Origin of the sequence: Phenylobacterium sp. (assembly GCF_036963605.1) — a bacterium.
Taxonomy (GTDB): Bacteria; Pseudomonadota; Alphaproteobacteria; order Caulobacterales; family Caulobacteraceae; genus Phenylobacterium.
Window position 1 is genome coordinate 1 of record NZ_JBALUY010000067.1, and the last position, 19,943, is coordinate 19,943.

The following is a 19,943-nucleotide window of genomic DNA, read 5'->3' on the forward strand; positions in this document are numbered from 1 at the left end:
GGGTGGGGGAGGGAACTTCGTCGCTTGTAGACCCTCCGCCGGGACCGGCCAATGGCGTGGTCGTTCACAAGACACACAAGATGGCTATGGTGCGCCTTCGTTCGGTTCCGGAGAATCCCCGATGAGAGCAGTCCTGTTCGCCGCCCTGGCCGCCACCCTGGCGCTCGCCGCCTGCGGCCAGTCGTCCGACACCGCCAACACCGCAGCCGCCCCAGGCGCTGAGGTCGAAGCGGTTCCCACCGGTCCGGAACTGAGCGGCGTCGGCGTGCTGTCCTCCCTCGAAGGCCGGACGGCGGCCATCGATCATGAGGCGGTCGAGGGCGGTCTTGCCGCGGGCCGCACCGAATTCCGCGCCTACGCCACCGTCCTGGCCGAAGCGCCCCTGGAGCCCGGCTCACGGGTGGCGTTCAAGTATCAGGCCGCCGAGCCCATGCCGGTGCTGACGGAACTCTCGGCGCGCTAGGCGTAGACTCCCCGGCGCGCCGCCTGACTGTGGCGTCCGCCTCGCGGATCATGGTAGGCGGCCGGCTATGCAATGCCGGGAGTTGATATGAGCGAGACCCTGCGAGGCGGCGTCATCGGCGCCGGCGTCTTCGGGACCTATCACGCCCGGCAATATGCCCGCCTGCCCGGCGTCGCCCTGGCCGCCGTGCTTGACCCCCATCCGGAGCGAGGCGCGGCCCTGGCCATGCCCCTGGGCGGCCGCGCCTTTACCGAGCTCGACGCCTTCCTCGACGCCGTCGACGTGGTGACGGTGGCCTCGCCCGCCCCCTGGCACACCGAGCAGGCCCTGGCGGCGATCAAGGCCGGCAAGTCCGTCTATGTGGAAAAGCCCATCGGCATCGATGTCGCCAAGGCCGAGGCCATGGCCGCCGAGGCCGCCCGCCGCAATCTGGTGGTCGCCTGCGGCCATCAGGAGCGGGTGCTGTTCCAGGTGATGGGCCTGTTCGACATCCCTGCCCAGCCGCTGAGACTGGAAGCGGTGCGCCACGGCACGCCCTCGGAGCGGAGCCTGGATGTGTCTGTGGTGCTGGACCTGATGATCCACGACCTGGACCTGGCGCTGGCGCTGTCCAAGGCCGCGCCGGTGACCGCCGAGGGCGAGGGCGCCATCCTGCACAGCGAATCCTGGGACGTCGCCCGCAGCGAGGTCACCTTCGACGATGGCTTCACGGCGCTCTTCGACGTCTCCCGGGTCGCCGAGGCCCGCAAGCGGAGCATGAAGCTGGTCTATCCCTCCGGCGAACTGGAGATCGACTTCCTGACCCGGGAATTCCGCAACACCACCGGCTTCCCGCTGAACCCCGACTTCGCCGAGACCCCGGCGGCCAAGGACACCCTGGGCGCCAGCATCGAGGCCTTCCTAGCCGCCGTCCGGGGCGAGGCGCCGCGTCCCGTGGTGACCGCTGGCGAGGCGATCGCCGCCCTCGATCTGGCCCTGGCCGTCGAGCAGGGGCTGGCGGACACCGGCGGGAAATAGCCGAACGGGGCGTCCTGATGCGCTAGACTGGCGGCCTGGATTTGCAGGAGAGCCAAATGGCCGACGCCTACGATTTCTCGTTCCACGCCATTGATGGGGACGAGCTGCCCCTGACCACGTTCAGGGACAAGGTCGTCCTGGTGGTCAACACCGCCTCCAAGTGTGGCCTGACGCCGCAATATGAGGGGCTGGAGAAGCTCTATGGCGACTATCGCGACAAGGGTCTGGTGGTGCTGGGCGTGCCGTCCAACCAGTTCGCCGGCCAGGAGCCTGGGACCGAGTCCGAGATCGCCGAGTTCTGCGCCACCACCTTCGGCGTCGATTTCCCCCTGACGGCCAAGACTGACGTGAAGGGTGAAACCGCCCATCCGTTCTATCAATGGGCCAAGGCCGAGCTGGGCGAGTCCGCCGACCCGGCCTGGAACTTCCACAAGATTCTGGTGGGCAAGGATGGCCGTCTGATCCGCGCCTTTGGGCCTCGCACCGAGCCCATGGATCCTGAGGTTGTCGGCGCTGTCGAAGCCGCCCTCTAGACACGTCGGGGACAGGTTCGCCTGTCCCCGTTACCTCGACTCCAGAAAACTTCATCGCCCCGTCGCGGGGCTGTCATCCCCCGGGTCCAGAGCGGCGCCGTCGAGAAAGCTCGACCTGGAATCGGGGATAAACAATGCAACATCTGGGTCTAAAACGCAGACTGTACGCGACTGTCGCGATCACCATGGCTATCGGCGCCCTTGGCGGCCAGGCCTGGGCCGACGACGCCGCCACCGTCGACGAGGTCATCGTCACCGGGACGCGGGAGCTGGGTCGAACCCAGTTCGAGACCCTCGCCCCGGTCGATGTCCTGTCGGAAGAGATGATCCAGGCCTCGGCCACCGCCCAGCTCGGCGAGAACCTGGCGCAGCAGATTCCCTCCTTCATCGTGCAGCGCCTGCCGACCTCCGATGGCCTGCAGTTCGTGCGGCCCGCCACCCTGCGCAGCCTGTCGCCCGACCAGACCCTGGTCCTGGTGAACGGCAAGCGTTTCCACCGCTCGGCCTTTCTGGGATCACGGGGCGCCCAGGGCGCTGACCTGGCCCAGATCCCCTCCTATGCGGTGAAGCGGATCGAGGTGCTGCGGGACGGCGCATCGGCCCAATACGGCTCCGACGCCATCGCCGGCGTCATCAACATCATCCTCAATGACCAGCCGGGCGTGCGCGGCTTCGCCCAGGCCGGGCAGTTCTCCGAAGGCGACGGCGTGACCTATCGCGCTGGCGTGCAGGCCGGCGTCGAGATCGGTTCGGCCAACTTCAACCTGACCGCCGAATGGTCGGACGCCGAAGCCACCTCGCGCACCCGTCAGCGGCAGGACGCCATCGACTTCCAGGCGGCCAACCCGACCTTGGAGGTCCCCGATCCCGTCCAGCGTTGGGGCAATCCTGACCTGGAGACCCGTGCGCTCGGGCTCAATACGGTGGTCGACACCGGCGTGGCCGGCGAGTTCTATGGCTTTGTCACCTATACCGAGACTGAGGGCGTCAACGACATCAACTGGCGCAACCCGGCGACCAATCCTGGCATCTATCGCGTCACCGCGGCCTTCCCGGGCTTCGACCTGCGCAGCATCTATCCCGCCGGCTTCACCCCCATCGAGGGGGTCGAGTCCGAGGACTATCAGACCCTGGCCGGCTTCCGGGACGTGACAGGAGACTTCACCTGGGACCTGAGCGCATCCTATGGGCGCAACGACACGGCCTTCTTCCTCAACAACACCATCAACGCCTCCCTCGGCCCCAACAGCCCCACCGATTTCGATCTGGGCCGGCTGGTGCAGTCGGAATTCAACCTGAACGCCGATGCGGTCTACCGCCTGGACATCGGCGCCCTGGCTGCGCCGCTGAACCTCGCCTTCGGCGCCGAGCGTCGCGTGGAGACCTATGCGATCCGCCCCGGCGACCCTGAGTCCTACGCGGTTGGCCCCGGCGCCGCCTTTGGTCTGGCCCCGGCCTCCAACGGCTTCCCGGGCTTCAGCGACATCCAGGCCGGCGAATGGGAGCAGGAGAGCTACGCCGCCTATGTGGATATCGAGGCCCAACTGACGGACGCCTGGAGCCTGGGCGGCGCGCTTCGTTATGAGGACTTCTCGGAGTTCGGCGATACGGTGAACGGCAAGATCGCCAGCCGCTACGCCCTGACGGACAATCTGGCCCTGCGCGGCGCCTGGTCCAGCGGCTTCCGCGCCCCCACGCCTGGCCAGCTGAACTCCACCAGCACCTCGCAAGGGTTGGACACGGTGACCCTGCAGCTCTTCACCTCTGGCCGGCTGTCGCCGACCAATCCGGTGGCGGCGTTCCTGGGCGCCGAGCCTCTGGAGCCGGAAACCTCCGAGACCATCACCGCGGGCCTGACCTGGCGCACGGACATCGGTTTCTCCGGCTCCATCGACGCCTACCAGATCGATGTCAGCGACCGCTTCTCGTCCTCGGCGGGGATCACCGTCACGCCGGCCATCCGCGCACAGCTGGTGGCCGCCGGCGTGCCCGGCGCCTCGGCCTTCACCCGCATCAGCTGGTTCGCCAACGACTTCGACACCCGCACCCGCGGCGTCGATGTGGTCGGCGCCTATGACCGCGACCTCGGGCCGGGCCGGCTCAATCTGACCGGCGCCTACAACTACAATGAAACCGAGGTCACGGCGGGCTCCATCGCCGCCAATCCGACCCAGCAGCGCCTGTTCGAGGAGTCCCGGCCGCAGCACAATGCGACCGCCTCGGCCACCTATGGCGTCGGGCCCTTCGAGGTCCTGGGCCGGATGCGCTACTACGGCTCCTGGACGGACTCCACCGGCAACGCCACCGGCGACATCTTCCAGGACTTCGGGGCGATGACCTTCTTCGACCTGGCGTTGAGCTACGCCCCGTCGGAGCACGTCTCCATCCGGATCGGGGCCGAGAACGTGCTCGACTCCTATCCCGACGAGGCGGTGTTCCAGGCCAGCCGCGGGCTCGTCTACTCGCGGAACTCGCCCTACGACACCAATGGGGCGATGTACTATCTGCGCCTCGACACCACCTTCTAGGGACGCCGGCCATGACGAACCTCACCCGTCGCGGCGTCGTCGCCGCCGGACTGGCCCTGGGCGCAGGCTCAGGGAGCGTAGCGGCTCAGCCCGCGGCGGTGGGGACTCAGGCCGCCAATGAGACGTACTGGGCGGGGATCGCCGCCCAGTACGATCTCACCTCGGAAGTGATCCAGCTGGAGAACGGCAACTGGGGCGTGATGTCCCGGCCGGTGCTGGCGGCCTATGAGCGCCACCAGGCGATGGTCAATCGCCGCAACTCCTACTATTCGCGCCGGGAATATGGCGCAGACCTGGTCCGAATTCGGGCGCGGGTGGCCGCCAATCTGGGGGTCGCACCCGAGGAGATCGCCTTCACCCGTGGCGCCACCGAGGCCCTGCAGGCCCTGATCAGCGGCTACAACAGGCTGAAGCCCGGCGACCAGGTGCTGATCGCCGACCTCGACTACGACTCCATGCAGAGCGCCATGGCCTGGCTCAAGGATCGACGGGGCGCCGAGCTGGTGCGGATCGAGCTGCCAGAGCCCGCCACCCGCCAGGGCCTGATCGACGCCTATGCTGCGGCCCTGGACGCCAATCCCAAGGTGCGGCTGATGCTGCTGACCCAGGTCAGCCACCGGAACGGCCTTCACCTGCCGGTCGCCGAGATCACCGCCCTGGCGCGGGCGCGCGGGGTCGACGTGATCCTGGATTCCGCCCATGCCTGGGGTCAGGTGGAGACGAAGCTGCCAGCGCTCGGCGCCGATTTCGTCGGCCTGAACGGACACAAGTGGATCGGCGCGCCGATCGGCGTGGGCGTGCTCTATATCGCCAAGGCTCGTATCCCCGACATCGATCCCTTCATGGGCATAGACGACCACCGCCCGGGGGACGTGCGTCTGCGGGTCCATACCGGCACCTCCAACATGGCCGCCTATCTGGCCATGGCCGACGCGCTCGATTTTCACGAGGCCCTCGGAACACAGGCCAAGGCCGCGCGGCTGACCTATCTGCGGCGTCGCTGGACCGAACCCCTGCGCAGCGTTCAGGGCGTGCAGCTCCTGACGCCGGAGGATGACCAGCTCGGCTCGGCCCTGGGCGCCTTCCGCCTGGCGGGGCGGACGACGCCGGCGGAGAACGCCGAGCTGGCCAGAATCCTGTTGGAGCGCTTCGGGATTTTCACGGTCGCCCGGCACGGCTTGGCCAGCGGCTCGTGCGTGCGGGCCACGGTCAGCCTGTTCACCCGTCCGGCCGAGGTCGATCGGCTTGCGCAGGCGCTGCAGGTCCTCAGCCGGGCCTGAGATGGAGGCGGCCGCCCTTGGCGACTCCCCTCGCGAGGGTCTAGGGAGGGCGCCTTCGCCACTGGGGCTTGAGGGGCTTTCGAGAGTATGCGGCGTCTTGGCCTGATCGGCGGCATGAGCGCCGAAAGCACGACCACCTATTATCAGCTCCTCAACCAGGGTGTCCGCGCCCGGCTGGGCGGGCTTCACTCGGCCGAGCTGCTGCTCTGGTCAGTGGACTTCGCGCCGATCGCCCAGATGCAGGCGGCCGGCGACTGGGCGACCGCCGGCGCGCGGCTGGCCCAGGCGGCCCATGTGCTGGAGCGGGCCGGCGCCGAGGCGGTGCTGATCTGCGCCAACACCATGCATCTGGTGGCCGACGATGTGGCTGCGGCCATCTCCGTGCCGCTGATCCATATCGGCGACGCCACGGCGCAGGCGCTGGTGGATCAGGGCCTGAAACGTCCCCTGCTGCTGGCCACGCGCTTCACCATGGAGGAGGCCTTCTATCGCGATCGTCTGGAGAGCTTTGGCCTCGACCCCATGATCCCAGGCGAGGGCGCGCGGGAGCGGCTGCACGCCATCATCTATGATGAGCTGTGCCAGGGCGTGATCGATGTCGGTTCGCGCACAGCGGTCATGGCGATCATCGAGCGCGGCCGCGCCGAGGGCGCCGACAGCGTCATCTTCGGCTGCACGGAGCTTGGCCTGCTGCTGGAGGCCGATGGCGTGGGTTTGCCGGTGGTCGATTCGGCCCTGGCCCACGTGACCGCGGCCCTGGACTTCGCCCTGGCCCGACCGGCCTGATCAGTCGCGCCGTTTCCGGTCGGCTTCGGCGTTGATGTATTCCTCGAAGCCGCTGGCCTGAACCGCGCGGTCCTCAAGCCTGGCGGGAGACGGCGCGCCGGCCGGCGGCTCGCCGAGCGTTATGGAGGGACCGCCGGCGCTCGGCGGGGCGGTCACTGAGAAGGCGCTGGGCTGGTCCCAGGGGGCTGCGTCGCCCTTTTCCGCCGCATGGGCGGCGCGTTCGGCGTCGGTGACGACGCCATCCCGGTCGGTGTCGGCGGGGTTGTGGAGGCGCAGGCCCTGAGCCTGGGCGCCGCCGGCGATCATCACTGCGGCGAAGCTCGCCAGGACCAGGTTCCGCATTTACGCCTCCCACCCAAATCAGGCGAACATTCTGGATGGCGGCGGCGCGGGGTTCAACCGCCTCAGGGCAGGGCCGCGACCCCAAACATATAGGGATGGCCTAGCAGCAGGCCGACATAGACCGCCAACGCGGCCAAGGCGCGCCACAGGCCGATCTCGCCCAGTTTCAGGGATTGGCGCTGCGCCAGGATGGCGGCGAAGGGGATGTTCGAGGTCTGTTGGGCGAACGCCTCCCACCGATCGCCCAGCGCCCGCCGACGCTTGGCGTCGATGCTGGTGGTTCCGGCCAGGGCCAGGACCAGCAGGGTGCCAAACAGGGTCATGCTGGCGCGGTCGCCGTTGACGATCAGATGGCCGCTCGCCCACAGGGCGACGCCCCAGAGGAAGGGATGCCGGGTGATCCGCAGCATGCCTTTCACCGCGTCTTCCCGCTCCAGCACGCCCTCCTGCTTGACGCTGGTGGGATTGGGCGTGGTCAGGCCGATAACGATGAAAAAGACGGCGATGAGCTGCAGCAGGATCTGGGTGTGGCGGGTGGCCGGGCCGACGCCCCAGTAGACGGTGTTCCAGACTTCGCCCCGGGCCTGGCCATAGGCCATGATCATCCAGGTCAGCCCGGCGACGGACAGCAGCGAGAACAGGGCCATATAGGGGCCTTCGCCGATCCTGCGGACCACACCGTCACGGACGCTGGTCCCCGAGATCAGCAGATGGATCATGACGAAGAAGGCGGCAGCGGCGGTCAGTTGGATCATCTGGCGCTCTCGAAATTCGGTGCTCAGCATCCGCCGATAGATTTACAGCGTCAAGTAAAGGCTTCGTCCTCGTCGCCCTCGAACAGGTCGCGGGTCCGGGGCTCCCGGGGCGGCTCGCGCCGCGCCGCTGCGGCCGGGCGTGGGGGCGGCTCGAACTCGTCGTCCCAGGGCGGCGCGTCAGGGGTGGGCGGCGCGACCCGTGGCGGCGGGGCCTGAGCTTGCGGTGGCGGTGGCGGTGGCGGCGGCGGGGCGGCCGGCCGGGGCGGGGCGGCGCGACGCAGGATGGCCTCCACCCGGGCGATCCAGCGGTTGGCCTCCTGGATGGCCTCGGCCGGTGAGGGCGCGCGCCTGCGGGCCTCGTCGCCCGGCGACCACATGGCGATCTCGAAATCGGGATAACGGGCGTCGTCGAAGACCAGCCGCAGTGTGATCTGGCCGGCGCCCGGCGTCGTCCGTTCCAGGGCGCGGCGCGGCTCGCCGCGATAGGCCCGGGCGCGAACCTCGCCGTCGACGATCAGCTCGGCGCCGACCAGTTCATCGATCCGGTAGACCAGGCACCAGGCGCCCTGGTCCCAGGCCACGGCGGCCAGGTTGCGGGCGAAGTTGAACCCGACCCCTCGGCCATTGGCGACAATTACGGCGTCGGCGGGCAGCTTGAGGACGTGGCGAAAGGCCCGGCGAATGCGCCGCTCCTCGTCCATGAACCATATGGCGGCGCTACCGGCGAAGGTCACCGCCGTGCCCGCCAGGGCCAGCCACAGAAGGAGGCGCGCCGTTTCGTCCATGGAAAAAATCTAACCCTGTTCGCCGCAGCCGAGAAGCCGCTTAGAGGTCGAGCTCGATCACCACCGGAACATGGTCTGAGGGCTTTTCCCAACCCCGCACATCACGATGGATTTCGCAGGCCCGAAGCACGTCAGCGGCCTGGGGCGAGAGCAGGGCGTGGTCGATGCGGATGCCGTGGTTCCGCTGCCAGGCGCCGGCCTGATAGTCCCAAAACGTGTAGGCGCCCGGCGCCCCGTCGGCCTGCAGATAGGCGTCGGCGAACCCCAGCCACTTCATCGCCCGGAAGGCTTCCCGGGTGCGGGGCAGGAACAGGGCGTCGTCAGTCCAGCGCTCGGGGTGCTCGGCGTCGCGGGGCTCGGGGATGACATTGTAGTCGCCCATCAGGGCCAGGGGCTCCTCCAGGGTCAGCAGATCCTGGGCATGCCGGTGAAGCCGGCCCATCCAGCCGAGCTTGTAGTCGTACTTCTCGGTGGTCGCCGGATTGCCATTGGGCAGGTAGATCGAGGCCACCCGCACGGGCCGGGGGCCAGAGACCACCGCCTCGATATAGCGCGCCTGCTCGTCGCTCTCGTCGCCGGGCAGGCCGCGCCGCACATCCTCCAGCGGGGTCTTGGAGAGGAGGGCGACGCCGTTATAGGTCTTCTGTCCGTGGACCTCGACATTATAGCCAAGGCGTTCAAAGGCTTCGGCCGGAAACTTCTCGTCGACGCACTTGATTTCCTGCAGGCAGGCGACGTCGGGCTGGGCCTCTTCGAACCAGCGGACCACCGTCTCGATCCGCGCATTGACGGAGTTCACGTTCCAGGTGGCCAGGCGCATCGCGGTCTCCAGAGGGCAGGCGAGGCGCGAAGCTAGAGGCGTCGTGGCCCAGGCTCAATGGCCTTGGGCGTCGCTTCAGATCGAGAAGCTGACGCCGCAGCCGCAGCTGGACTTGGCGTTCGGATTGCGGATCTTGAACTCCGCGCCCACCAGCTCATCGACGAAGTCGATCTCCGAGCCCTTGAGCATGATCAGGGACATCTCGTCGACCAGGGCGGCGGCGCCATCACGTTCGATGCGCAGATCGTCAGGCTCAGCGGCGTCCACCAGGTCGAGCTGATACTGGAATCCCGAGCAGCCGCCGCCTTCGACCGCGACGCGCAGCATGATCGGCCTGCCTTCGGTCTGGCTGATCGCCTTGAGCCGGTTTGCGGCCGCGGCGGAGAGGGTAAGATCGACTGTGCTCATGACCTGTTATTCAACACGTGACTTGAACTATATGAGGGCTCTAGCGGCTTCGACCAAGAGGCCCGATCAAAGAAGGCATTGATGGCCGCTTCCTTACCGTACCGTGTCGCCTATGCCGAAGACCCTGCCGCCTCCCGTGGGCGCAAGTTCGAGGAGGCCGAAAGCGCCACCCGCACGCCCTTCGCCCGCGACCGCGACCGCATCATTCACTGCACGGCCTTCCGGCGGCTGAAGGAGAAGACCCAGGTCTTCGTGGCCCACGAGGGCGACCACTTCCGCACCCGCCTGACCCACTCGCTGGAAGTCGCCCAGATCGCCCGGTCCCTGGCTGCCGCACTTGGGCTGGATGTGGACCTGGCAGAGACCATCGCCCTGGCCCACGACCTGGGGCATCCGCCCTTCGGCCACGCCGGCGAGGACGAGCTTCAGGAGCTGACCGAGGCCTATGGCGGCTTCGACCACAACGTCCAGACCTTCCGGGTCGTGACCAAGCTGGAGCGGCGCTATCCGCTGTTCGAGGGGCTGAACCTCACCTGGGAGACCCTGGAAGGGGTGATCAAGCATAACGGCCCAGTGGCCTCCAAGCTCGACCGCCCGTCCTGGAGCGCCATCGGCGAGTTCGACAGCCAGTACGACCTGCGCCTCTCGACCTGGGCGTCGGCCGAGGCCCAGGTGGCGGCGCTCGCCGACGACATCGCCTACAACAATCACGATGTGGATGACGGGGTGCAGGCGGGGCTGTTTCACCTGAAGGAACTGCTGGACGTGCCCCTGATCGGGCCGATCCTGCACCAGGTCTTCCTCGACTATCCCGACCTGGACCCGGGCATCACCCGCCTGGAGGCCGTCCGGCGGATGATCGGAGCCATGGTCGATGACGTGCTGGCCGAGACCCGCCGCCGGGCCGAGCGCCATGGCCTGGCCTCTCCGGAGGACGTGCGGATGATGGGCGGCGCCCTGGTGGCCTTTTCGCCGGACATGGTGGAGGACCTGTCGCAGCTGCGGGCCTTCCTGATGGAGCGGATGTATCGCCACTGGAGGGTCAACCGCACCCGCAGCCAGGCGCGCCGCATTCTGGCCGAGATGTTCGGCCTCTTCATGCAGGAGCCGGACGTGCTGCCTACCGAATGGTTCGCCCGGTCCAAGGACCGCGACGAGGCTGGCCGGGCGCGGGTAGTGTGCGACTATATCGCCGGCATGACCGACCGCTATGCGATCGAGGAGCACCGCCGGCTTTTCCACCTCGACGTCTGGAATTAGCGCGCAGAACTGGCCCATCGGCCGCGCGCCTTCGATAGACTTCCCCAAAGGCGCCGACCGATTCGCTCGGCCGGCGCCAGAGACCTGTTTTTCCGCGGAGCCTTCGCGATGTCCGACCATGATCGCGGCGCCTATACGCCCCCGACCGACGCGCCGCTGTCGTTCGACGCCCGCCAGCCCGTGCGCGGCGCGCGCCCGGCGCCGATGATGCTGATGATCAGCGCCGTAGTCCTGGTGGTGCTGGTGATCGCCGTCGTGCTGATCTATCGCTCCGGCGCCCGCGAGGCCGGCGAGCCGCCGCAGACCGTGGGGACGCCCGTGGGCGAGATGAAGACCGCGCCTTCGCCGGAGGATCAGCCGGTCGATCCCGCCACGGGGCTGCAGATTTATCGGTCGGAGGATGGCGCGCCAGCGCCCGCCGAACCGAACTTCGTGCCGCCGCCGGAGGAGCCCCAGGCTCGCCCTGCGCCCGACCTGCGTCCCTCGGCGCCCATTTCCAGCCAGCCTGCCGCCCCGGCCCAACCGGCGCCCCAGCCTGCGCCGAAGCCGGCCGCCAAGGCTCCGGAACCTGCAACCCCCGCGCCCAAGCCCGCCCCGACGCCTGCGGCCGTGGCCTCGGGCGGCGCCATGGTCCAGGTCGGAGCCTTCTCGTCCGAAGCCCTGGCCGACGCCGGCTGGAGCGACGCCATGCGAGCCCTGCCGGACTCCGCCGCCGGCAAGGGCAAGCGGGTCGAGCCGGTGGAGAGCAACGGCAAGACCCTCTATCGTGGCTATGTCACCGGCTTTTCCTCCCGCGCTGAGGCCACGGCCTTCTGCGACCGCCTGAAGGCGGCAGGCCGCAGCTGTTTCGTCCGGTGAGCATCCGCGCCTGCATCTTCGGCTGCGCGGGCCTGGAGCTGACCGCCGACGAGGCGGCTTTCTTCGCCGATGTGAAGCCGTGGGGCTTCATCCTGTTCAAGCGCAATGTGGACAGTCCCGCCCAGGTCCGGCGGCTGGTGGACGCGCTGCGCGAGACCGTCAGCCGCGACGACGCGCCGGTCCTGATCGATCAGGAGGGCGGCCGGGTGCAGCGCCTGGGCCCGCCGCACTGGCCGGTCTATCCGCCAGGCCGCGCCTATGGCGACCTGGCCGGCAACGATCCGCTGCTGCGTCGGGAAATCACCCGCCTGGGCGCCCGGCTGATGGCCCACGACCTGGCCGAACTGGGCATCAACGCCGACTGTGTGCCGGTGCTGGACGTGCCCCAGGCCGGCGCCCATGACGTCATCGGCGACCGCGCCTATGGAGCGACCGTCGAAGAGGTCGCCCTGCTGGGTCGGGCCGCGGCCGAGGGGCTGATCGCCGGCGGCGTCCTGCCGATCATCAAGCACATCCCCGGCCACGGCCGCGCCACGGCTGACAGCCACCTGGACCTGCCGGTGGTGGATTCGCCCCTTGCGGAGCTTGAGGCTGTGGACTTCGAGCCCTTCCGCATCCTGTCGGACATGCCCATGGCGATGACCGCCCACGTGGTCTATTCGGCCATCGACGCCAAGCGGCCAGCCACCACCTCGCGCAAGGCGATCAAGCACGTCATTCGCGAGTCCATCGGCTTCCAGGGCCTGCTGATGAGCGACGACCTGTCGATGAAGGCCCTGTCGGGGGACTTCAAGGACCGGACCCGCGCCTCGCTGGCGGCGGGCTGCGACGTGGTCCTTCACTGCAATGGCGACATGGCCGAGATGGCGCCCATCGCCGAGGCCTGCGGCAAGCTCTCGGGCAAGGCGCGGCGCCGGGCCGAGGCCGCCCTCGGTCGCCTGGCCAGGCGACCTGAACCCATCGACCTCGCCGAGGCCCGCGCCCGGTTCGAGGCGGCCTTCGACGGCGGCTGATGAGCGGGCAAGGCTTCCAGCCCCATCTCGACTTCGAGGCCGCGGCCACGGCGGCCGAGGACGGCGAGGCGCTGATCATCGACGTCGAGGGCTATGAGGGCCCGCTTCACGTGCTGCTGGCGCTGGCCCGCACCCAGAAGGTCGACCTGCTCAAGCTGTCGGTGCTGAAGCTCGCCGAACAGTACCTGGCCTTCGTCCACCAGGCGCGACGCTTGCGCTTTTCCCTGGCGGCGGACTATCTCGTCATGGCCGCCTGGCTGACCTATCTGAAGTCCCGCCTGCTGTTGCCCAAGCCCGACCGGCCCCAGGCCGAGGAGCCGCCGGCCGAGGAGATGGCCGCCCAGCTCGCCTTCCGCCTGGCCAAGCTCGACGCCATACGCCAGGCCGCCGAGGCCCTCAAGGCCCGGCCGCAACTCGGTCGCGACGTGTTCGGACGGGGCGATCCCGAAGCGATCCAGATCATTCCGTCGATGCGGATCGAGGGCGATCTCTACAGCCTGATGGACGCCTATCTCGACCAGCGCCGTCGCGAGGAAGGCCGCCACTACGCGCCGCGGGCGCCCAAGGCCTATCCGCTGGAGGCGGCCCGCGACCGCCTGCGGGGCCTGCTGCCAGAGCTGGACCGCTGGACCCCCCTGGCCGGCGTCGCGCCGATCCGGGCCGGGGCGGGCGAGGGGCCTTCGCGGGCCTCCTATCTCGCCTCGACCCTGTCGGCGAGCCTGGAGCTGGTGAAGGAAGGCGCGCTCGAAGCCCGCCAGCTGGAAGCCTTCGCCGACCTCTATCTGCGCGCCCGCCGTGAAGGGGCCGCCGCATGAGCGCCGCCGACGAGCGCGCCCTGGAGGCCTTGCTGTTCGCCGCCGCAGGGCCGCTGAGCGCCGCCGAGCTTGTCGAGCGCCTGGGGCCGGACGCCGATGTGGGCGGGGCGTTGATGGCGTTGAAGGCGCGCTATGAGGGCCGCGGGGTGGAGCTGGTCTGTGTCGCCGATCGCTGGCGCTTCCAGACCGCCGCCGACCTGGCCCATCTGATGACCGAGGCCCGCGAGGAGCCGCGGCGACTGTCCAAGGCCGCGCAGGAGACCCTGGCCATCATCGCCTATCACCAGCCGGTGACCCGGGCCGAGATCGAATCGGTGAGGGGCGTCCAGGCCAGCAAGGGCACGCTGGACGTGCTGCTGGAGCTTGGCCTGGTGCGTATGCGCGGCCGCCGCCGCACGCCGGGTCGCCCAGTCACCTACGGCACCACCGACGCGTTCTTGGAACACTACGGCCTGGCCAGTCTGGTCGATCTGCCCGGCATGGCCGAGATGAAGGCCGCCGGCCTTCTGGGTCTGGACCTGCCGTCGGACTTTTCCGTGCCCGATCCGTCGGCGGCGGCGGCCGACGAGGACCTCATCGCCCTGGACAGCGATGCGCCGGAATTTCACACCGATTTCCTGGGCGGGGACGAAGACAGCCAGCCCTCCTGACCAGCTTGTGAGCCGGGGCGCGCAATTCCCTCTGCGCCTCACCTTGGCGCTTGGGGGCGGGAGTCGCTATATTGATATGGAATTGAGGGGTGGCGACGCGGTCGCCGACGACCGCTCAGCATAGGAGTTTCGCCTTATGGGCTCGTTCTCGATCTGGCATTGGCTGATCGTTCTCGTCGTCTTCGCCCTCCTGTTCGGGGGACGGGGCAAGATCTCGTCCGTCATGGGGGACGCCGCCAAGGGCATCCGCGCCTTCCGCGATGGCCTGAAGGGCGAAGAGGCCGAGGAAACCAAGCCGGAAACCGTCAAGACCATCCCCGAGCGGGAAAAGGACGAGGTTCGCAGCTGATCGTCCGCCCGGCCACGCTGCTGCGCGGTCGATCATCGACTCCATCGGTTTGGGGCGTAGGCCTTGGACCGCATTCCTTACTCCTGGTCTGACAAGGCCCTAGGCGACAACGGCCATGCTTCCCGACATCGGCGCAGGGGAACTCCTGCTCATCGGCATCGTCGCCCTCGTGGTGGTGGGGCCCAAGGACCTGCCGATGCTCATGCGTCGGCTGGGACAGTTCACGGCGCGCCTGCGGGGCATGGCGGCGGAATTCCGCGCCAGCTTCGACGAGATGGGCCGCCAGTCCGAACTGGACGAACTGCGCCGCGAGGTCGAGGCTCTGCGCAGTGGCAAGACCTTGGACGACGAGCTCGGCCGCAGCGACGCCCAGTCGGTGATGCGGGAGATCGAGACCGGCCTTTCTAACGGCGAGATGCAGGTCCATCCGCCCATGGGCCATCCCTATGCCGGCAGCCAGTCCCTGAGCGAACCTGAGCCGGCTGCGCCGGTGACGGAGCCCGCGGCGAAACCTGCGCCTAAGCCTGAGTTGGGCGCGGCGGAGACCCCAGCGGCCAAGCCTGCCAGGGCGAAGGCGCCCGCCTCTGGCGCGGCTGCGCCCAAGGCGCCTCGCAAGATGGCCTCGTCCTCGGATGACAAGGCGCCGGCCCCCAAGGCGCCGGCCAAGCCCCGGGCCAGCCGGGCCAAGCCCGCCGGAGACAAGGCGTGAGCACAGTCGAAGACGATGATGATCGCGAGATCGAAGCCTCCCGCGCGCCCCTGCTCGACCACCTGGTGGAGCTGCGCAAGCGACTGATCATCTGCATCGTCGCCTTTGGCGCCGGCTTTGGCCTCTGCTTCGCCTTCGCCGAGCCGATCTACATCTTCCTGTTGCACCCGTTCGAGGTGGCCGCCCGGCTGATGGCGGCCGAAACGGCCAGTGGCGGCGGCCATGGCCCGTTCGCGCTGATGTCGGCGCTCAGCGGCTTCACCGACGTGCCGGAGGGCGGGGAGGGGCTGCGGCTGGTCTTCACCGCGCCGCTGGAATTCTTCTTCACCAAGCTGAAGCTGGCCGCCTTCGGGGCGGTGATCCTGACCTTCCCGGTGCTGGCCTGGCAGGTCTACGCCTTCGTGGCGCCGGGCCTCTACAAGCGCGAGCGTCGCGCCTTCCTGCCGTTCCTGGCCGCCGCGCCGGGCCTGTTCCTGCTGGGGGCGGGGCTGGTCTATTACATGATCCTGCCCTTCGTCCTGTGGTTCTCCCTGTCACAACAGATCATCGGCGACGCTGCGGTGACCGTGGAGCTGCTGCCCAAGGTCTCCGACTACCTGACCCTGGTGACGACCCTGCTGCTGGCCTTCGGCCTCTGTTTCCAGTTGCCCGTCGTGCTGACCCTGCTGGCCCTGACGGGGCTGGTGAACGCCCAGATGCTCCGCGGCGGCCGGCGCTACGCCATTCTCGGCGTCTTCATCGTCGCAGCCGTCGTCACGCCGCCGGACCCGATCAGCCAGCTCTCCCTCGCCATCCCGATCATCCTTCTGTACGAGGTCTCCATCTGGTGCGTGCGCCTCATGGAACGCCGTCGCCGGCGCGAGGATGAGGCGGGCACGGATGTGATCCCCACTTAGAGTTTGCGCGCGTTTCACCCGTAAAACCGGAGCCCACTTTTACGGAACGCGCTCTCGCGGCCCCCGCGGGCTTGGCCCCATGGCCGACGCGCTCTAGAGAAGGCCGCTCACCTCAAGAAGACCGCCGGCGCCATGCACGACATCAAGGCCATTCGCGACAATCCCGACCTCTATGAGCAGGCCTGGAGTGCGAAGGGCCGGTCCGGCGTCATCGCCGAGGCCCTCAGCCTGGACGCCACCCTGCGCGCCGCCCAGACTGCGCTGCAGGAGGCCCAGAGCCGCCGCAACGATCTCTCCAAACAGATCGGCCAGGCCAAGGGCCGCAAGGACGAGGCCGAGGCCGCCCGTCTGATGGCCGAGGTCGAAACCCTCAAGGGCGATCTGGAGACCCAAGGCCAGGTCGAACGCGAAACCGGCGAGGCCCTGCGCGACCTGCTGGCCGGCCTGCCCAACCTGCCGGCCCCCGACGTGCCCGCCGGCGCCGACGAGAACGACAACCAGGAGGTCCGCCGCTGGGGCGAGCCGTTCGCCATCGCCTCGCCCAAGGATCACGTGGACCTGGGCGAGACCCTGGGTCTGATGGACTTCGAGGCCGCCGCCCGTATGAGCGGCTCGCGCTTCGTGGTGCTGAAGGGCCAGCTCGCCCGGCTGGAGCGGGCGCTCGGCCAATTCATGCTCGACCTGCAGACCCGCGAGCACGGCTATCTGGAGGTTTCGCCGCCGCTGCTGGTGCGCGACGAGGCGGTGTTCGGCACCGGCCAGCTGCCGAAGTTCGCGGAGGATCTGTTCCACACCGAGGACGGCCGCTGGCTGATCCCGACGGCCGAGGTCTCGCTGACCAATCTCGTGCGCGACCAGATCACGCCCACCGAAGAGCTGCCGCTGCGGCTGACGGCGCTCACCCACTGTTTCCGCTCCGAAGCCGGCGCCTCGGGGCGCGACACCCGCGGCATGATCCGACAGCACCAGTTTCAGAAGGTGGAGCTGGTCTCCATCACCACGCCCGACCAGTCGGACGCCGAGCACGAGCGGATGGTGGGCTGCGCCGAGGCCGTGCTGAAGGCCCTGGAGCTGCCGTTCCGCACAATGTTGCTGTGTTCGGGCGACATGGGCTTCTCGGCCCGCAAGACCTATGACCTTGAGGTCTGGATCCCGTCGGAAGGGCGCTATCGCGAGATCAGCTCCTGCTCCAACTGCGGCGATTTTCAGGGGCGGCGGATGAACGCCCGGACCAAGGCCGCCGGCGACAAGGCGACCCGCTTCGTCCACACCCTGAACGGCTCGGGCCTGGCGGTCGGCCGCACCCTGGTGGCCATTCTGGAAAACTATCAGGACGAGAACGGCGCCATCGCCGTGCCCCAGGCCCTGCACCCCTATATGGGCGGGCTGACCCGGATCGGCGGCGACGCATGAGACTTCTGCTGACCAATGACGACGGCATCCATGCCGAGGGGCTGGAAGCCCTGGAGCGGATCGCCCGCCAGCTTTCCGACGACATCTGGATCGTCGCGCCGGAATACGAGCAGTCTGGCGCGTCGCGGGCCCTGACCCTGTCGGAGCCGGTGCGGGTGCGTAAGCTCGACGAGCGCCGCTTCGCCGTTACCGGCACGCCCACCGACTGCGTGATGCTGGGCATGAGCGAGCTGATCAAGGGCGCCAAGCCGGACCTGGTGCTGTCTGGGGTCAACCGCGGGGCCAATATCGCCGAGGACGTGACCATGTCCGGCACCGTGGCCGGCGCCATCGAGGGCATGGCCATGGGCGTCCCGGCCATCGCCCTGTCCCAGACCGGCGGCCCCAAGCCCGCCGATCCCTTCTTCGAGGTGGCCGAGGCCTACGGACCCGGTATCGTCAAGCGGCTGCTGGAAATCGGCTGGCCCAAGGACGTGGTCATGAACCTCAACTTCCCCAACCGGCCGGCCGCCGAGGTCACCGAGGTCGAGGTCACCCGCCAGGGGTTCCGCGACGTCCAGGTCCGCCATGCCGAGCGGCGCAGCGACCTGCGCGGCCGCGACTATTACTGGATGGGTTTCCGCCAGGAACGCTCCCAGCCGGAGGAGGGGACCGACCTTCGGGCCATCTACCAAGGCAAGATCTCGGTCACGCCCCTGCACATCGACCTGACCCACGCCGAAACCGTCTTCAAGATGCGCGGCGTCCTGGGCGGCGCCCCGCCAAAGGCCTGACAATGTCCAAGGACGAGGACAAGCCCGAGACCCGCCTGGCCCGCCTGGTCCTGTCCCTGCGCTCGCAGGGGGTGAGCGACGCCAAGGTGCTGAAGGCGCTGGAGGCCACCCCGCGGCAGATGTTCACGCCGGACCTGTTCCAGGAGCGGGCCTTCGAGGATTCGGCCCTGCCCATCGCCTGCGGCCAGACGATCAGCCAGCCCTTCATCGTCGGCCTGATGACCCAGGCCCTGAAGATCGAGCCCCGCGCCCGGGTGCTGGAGATCGGCACCGGCTCGGGCTACCAGACGGCCATCCTCTCGCGCATGGCGCGGCTGGTCTACACGGTGGAGCGCTATCGCACCCTGCTCGCCGAGGCCGAGGCGCGGTTCAAGGCGCTGCAACTCACCAATGTGATCACCCGCTTCGGCGATGGCGGCCAGGGATGGCCAGAACAGGCGCCCTTCGACCGTATTATGGTCACAGCTGCGGCCCCAGATGAGCCCCGCGCCCTGCTGGACCAGCTCAAGCCGGCCGGGATGCTCGTCGCCCCGATCGGCCGCGGTCCCGTCCAGATCCTTCGCCGCTATTGCGGAGACGGGAAGGGCGGTTTCACCGTGGAGGATCTGGGCGAAGTCCGCTTTGTGCCCCTTCTCGACGGCGTCGCCCGCGAATTGTGAGCGGCGCTGAAGTTCGTATTCGGGCCGGCATCGTCGGCTGGCTTAACCAAGCATTAACCCTGCGGCGCTGACTCAAGTCCGTACCTGACCCATGGAGCGGCCATGACGCACATTCTCACCCGTACGGCTCTGGTCCTGCTCGCCGGCAGCGTGCTGGCCGCCTGTTCGACCTACCAGAACCAGGACGTCGAGCCGGTTCGGCCGAACTTCCCGGTCCGCCAGGGGCCGGACGCCCAGACGCCGCCGGCGCAGACGGCGCCCATGCCCGGCGACACGACCCCGCCGCCCTCGGCCCAGCCCACCAGCCCTGTGGAGTCGCGGCCCCTGGATCCGCTGCCCCAGGCCCAGCCGCGCCCGGGCGACAGCTATCCGCCGCCTCCGCCGCCCCCGGCCCAGGAATATGAGACCGTCACCCGCACCTCGGCCACCGGTCAGGTGGTGGACGCTGACGGTCCGCCCCAGACCTACACGGTGGTGGCCGGCGACAGCCTCTATGGGATCGCCCGCAAGCTGGAGACCAGCGTCACCCAGCTGGCCCAGGACAACAATCTGTCGGCCCCCAACTATGTGATCCAGCCGGGCCAGACCCTGAAAGGCCCGTCGAGCACCACCAAGGCCTATGTGGTGACCAGCGGCGACACGCTCTACGCCATCGCCCGGCGCTTCAATGTTCAGGCCCAGGCCATCGCCGACGCCAATTCCATGCAGATCGCCGATGTGATCCGGCCCGGCCAGCGCCTGCTGCTGCCGGCCGGTTTCCGCGACACCGGTCCGATCACCAGCACCGTCCGCGTGCCCGTGACCCGCTCGGCGCCGGCCAGCCCGTCCCCG

At 68.8% G+C, this 19,943-nt stretch carries 23 protein-coding genes; 18 read left to right on the forward strand and 5 right to left on the reverse strand.

Annotated elements, in window-relative coordinates:
* Positions 1 to 121: 121 nt before the first annotated feature.
* The 6 genes from V7702_RS12750 to V7702_RS12775 all read left to right on the forward strand — a co-directional run bounded on the left by V7702_RS12750 (position 122) and on the right by V7702_RS12775 (position 6,607).
* Positions 122 to 463 (forward strand): lipoprotein, encoded by a 342-nt coding sequence (locus V7702_RS12750; protein ID WP_335650485.1) that lies wholly within the window; start codon positions 122 to 124, stop codon positions 461 to 463.
* A gap of 87 nt (positions 464 to 550) precedes the next feature.
* Positions 551 to 1,480, forward strand: a complete 930-nt coding sequence (locus V7702_RS12755) for a Gfo/Idh/MocA family protein (protein WP_335650486.1) — start codon at positions 551 to 553, stop codon at positions 1,478 to 1,480.
* Between the two features lie 56 nt (positions 1,481 to 1,536).
* The gene (locus tag V7702_RS12760) at positions 1,537 to 2,013 is read left to right on the forward strand and encodes a glutathione peroxidase (protein WP_335650487.1); all 477 of its coding nucleotides are present in this window, start codon (positions 1,537 to 1,539) and stop codon (positions 2,011 to 2,013) included.
* Positions 2,014 to 2,198: 185 nt separating this feature from the next.
* Entirely contained in the window at positions 2,199 to 4,541 is a 2,343-nt protein-coding gene (locus V7702_RS12765) for a TonB-dependent receptor plug domain-containing protein (protein ID WP_335650488.1), read from the forward strand.
* An 11-nt stretch (positions 4,542 to 4,552) separates the two neighbouring features.
* A complete protein-coding gene (locus V7702_RS12770; RefSeq protein ID WP_335650489.1) occupies positions 4,553 to 5,821 on the forward strand; it encodes an aminotransferase class V-fold PLP-dependent enzyme in 1,269 nt (422 codons plus the stop codon).
* 87 nt (positions 5,822 to 5,908) lie between these two features.
* Positions 5,909 to 6,607, forward strand: a complete 699-nt coding sequence (locus V7702_RS12775) for an aspartate/glutamate racemase family protein (protein WP_335650490.1) — start codon at positions 5,909 to 5,911, stop codon at positions 6,605 to 6,607.
* Here the strand turns inward: V7702_RS12775 and V7702_RS12780 are convergent, their stop codons facing one another.
* The 5 genes from V7702_RS12780 to erpA all read right to left on the reverse strand — a co-directional run bounded on the left by V7702_RS12780 (position 6,608) and on the right by erpA (position 9,717).
* A complete protein-coding gene (locus tag V7702_RS12780; RefSeq protein ID WP_335650491.1) occupies positions 6,608 to 6,949 on the reverse strand; it encodes a hypothetical protein in 342 nt (113 codons plus the stop codon).
* Positions 6,950 to 7,011: 62 nt separating this feature from the next.
* On the reverse strand, positions 7,012 to 7,704 hold the full coding sequence (locus V7702_RS12785) for an NnrU family protein (RefSeq protein ID WP_335650492.1): 693 nt from the start codon (positions 7,702 to 7,704) through the stop codon (positions 7,012 to 7,014).
* A 50-nt stretch (positions 7,705 to 7,754) separates the two neighbouring features.
* Positions 7,755 to 8,489, reverse strand: coding sequence for a hypothetical protein (locus V7702_RS12790; RefSeq protein ID WP_335650493.1), 735 nt, complete (start codon positions 8,487 to 8,489; stop codon positions 7,755 to 7,757).
* Between the two features lie 40 nt (positions 8,490 to 8,529).
* The gene (xth, locus tag V7702_RS12795) at positions 8,530 to 9,309 is read right to left on the reverse strand and encodes an exodeoxyribonuclease III (RefSeq protein ID WP_335650494.1); all 780 of its coding nucleotides are present in this window, start codon (positions 9,307 to 9,309) and stop codon (positions 8,530 to 8,532) included.
* Positions 9,310 to 9,384: 75 nt separating this feature from the next.
* Positions 9,385 to 9,717: an iron-sulfur cluster insertion protein ErpA gene (erpA, locus tag V7702_RS12800; protein ID WP_335650495.1), complete on the reverse strand. Its 333-nt coding sequence runs from the start codon at positions 9,715 to 9,717 to the stop codon at positions 9,385 to 9,387.
* 81 nt (positions 9,718 to 9,798) lie between these two features.
* Between erpA and V7702_RS12805 the strand changes: the two genes are divergently transcribed.
* The 12 genes from V7702_RS12805 to V7702_RS12860 all read left to right on the forward strand — a co-directional run.
* Complete coding sequence (locus V7702_RS12805) at positions 9,799 to 10,977, forward strand: deoxyguanosinetriphosphate triphosphohydrolase (RefSeq protein ID WP_335650496.1); 1,179 nt, start codon at positions 9,799 to 9,801, stop codon at positions 10,975 to 10,977.
* Positions 10,978 to 11,085: 108 nt separating this feature from the next.
* Complete coding sequence (gene ftsN, locus V7702_RS12810; protein WP_335650497.1) at positions 11,086 to 11,835, forward strand: cell division protein FtsN; 750 nt, start codon at positions 11,086 to 11,088, stop codon at positions 11,833 to 11,835.
* Positions 11,832 to 12,848, forward strand: a complete 1,017-nt coding sequence (nagZ, locus tag V7702_RS12815; protein ID WP_335650498.1) for a beta-N-acetylhexosaminidase — start codon at positions 11,832 to 11,834, stop codon at positions 12,846 to 12,848. The genes ftsN and nagZ overlap by 4 nt, the downstream gene beginning before the upstream one ends.
* Positions 12,848 to 13,663: a segregation and condensation protein A gene (locus V7702_RS12820; protein WP_335650499.1), complete on the forward strand. Its 816-nt coding sequence runs from the start codon at positions 12,848 to 12,850 to the stop codon at positions 13,661 to 13,663. The genes nagZ and V7702_RS12820 overlap by 1 nt, the downstream gene beginning before the upstream one ends.
* Positions 13,660 to 14,313: an SMC-Scp complex subunit ScpB gene (gene scpB / locus V7702_RS12825; RefSeq protein WP_335650500.1), complete on the forward strand. Its 654-nt coding sequence runs from the start codon at positions 13,660 to 13,662 to the stop codon at positions 14,311 to 14,313. Before V7702_RS12820 ends, scpB begins: the two co-directional genes overlap by 4 nt.
* A gap of 136 nt (positions 14,314 to 14,449) precedes the next feature.
* The gene (locus V7702_RS12830; RefSeq protein ID WP_335650501.1) at positions 14,450 to 14,662 is read left to right on the forward strand and encodes a twin-arginine translocase TatA/TatE family subunit; all 213 of its coding nucleotides are present in this window, start codon (positions 14,450 to 14,452) and stop codon (positions 14,660 to 14,662) included.
* A gap of 115 nt (positions 14,663 to 14,777) precedes the next feature.
* A complete protein-coding gene (gene tatB / locus V7702_RS12835) occupies positions 14,778 to 15,371 on the forward strand; it encodes a Sec-independent protein translocase protein TatB (protein WP_335650502.1) in 594 nt (197 codons plus the stop codon).
* Complete coding sequence (gene tatC, locus V7702_RS12840) at positions 15,368 to 16,267, forward strand: twin-arginine translocase subunit TatC (protein WP_335650503.1); 900 nt, start codon at positions 15,368 to 15,370, stop codon at positions 16,265 to 16,267. Before tatB ends, tatC begins: the two co-directional genes overlap by 4 nt.
* A gap of 132 nt (positions 16,268 to 16,399) precedes the next feature.
* Complete coding sequence (gene serS, locus V7702_RS12845; RefSeq protein WP_335650504.1) at positions 16,400 to 17,680, forward strand: serine--tRNA ligase; 1,281 nt, start codon at positions 16,400 to 16,402, stop codon at positions 17,678 to 17,680.
* Positions 17,677 to 18,453 carry a 5'/3'-nucleotidase SurE gene (gene surE / locus V7702_RS12850; RefSeq protein ID WP_335650505.1) on the forward strand — a complete coding sequence of 259 codons (777 nt, stop codon included), beginning with the start codon at positions 17,677 to 17,679 and terminating at the stop codon, positions 18,451 to 18,453. Before serS ends, surE begins: the two co-directional genes overlap by 4 nt.
* 2 nt (positions 18,454 to 18,455) lie before the next feature.
* Positions 18,456 to 19,112 (forward strand): protein-L-isoaspartate(D-aspartate) O-methyltransferase, encoded by a 657-nt coding sequence (locus tag V7702_RS12855; RefSeq protein WP_304712101.1) that lies wholly within the window; start codon positions 18,456 to 18,458, stop codon positions 19,110 to 19,112.
* Between the two features lie 102 nt (positions 19,113 to 19,214).
* Positions 19,215 to 19,943: lytic transglycosylase (locus tag V7702_RS12860; RefSeq protein ID WP_335650506.1), on the forward strand; the 729-nt coding region annotated here is incomplete at its 3' end.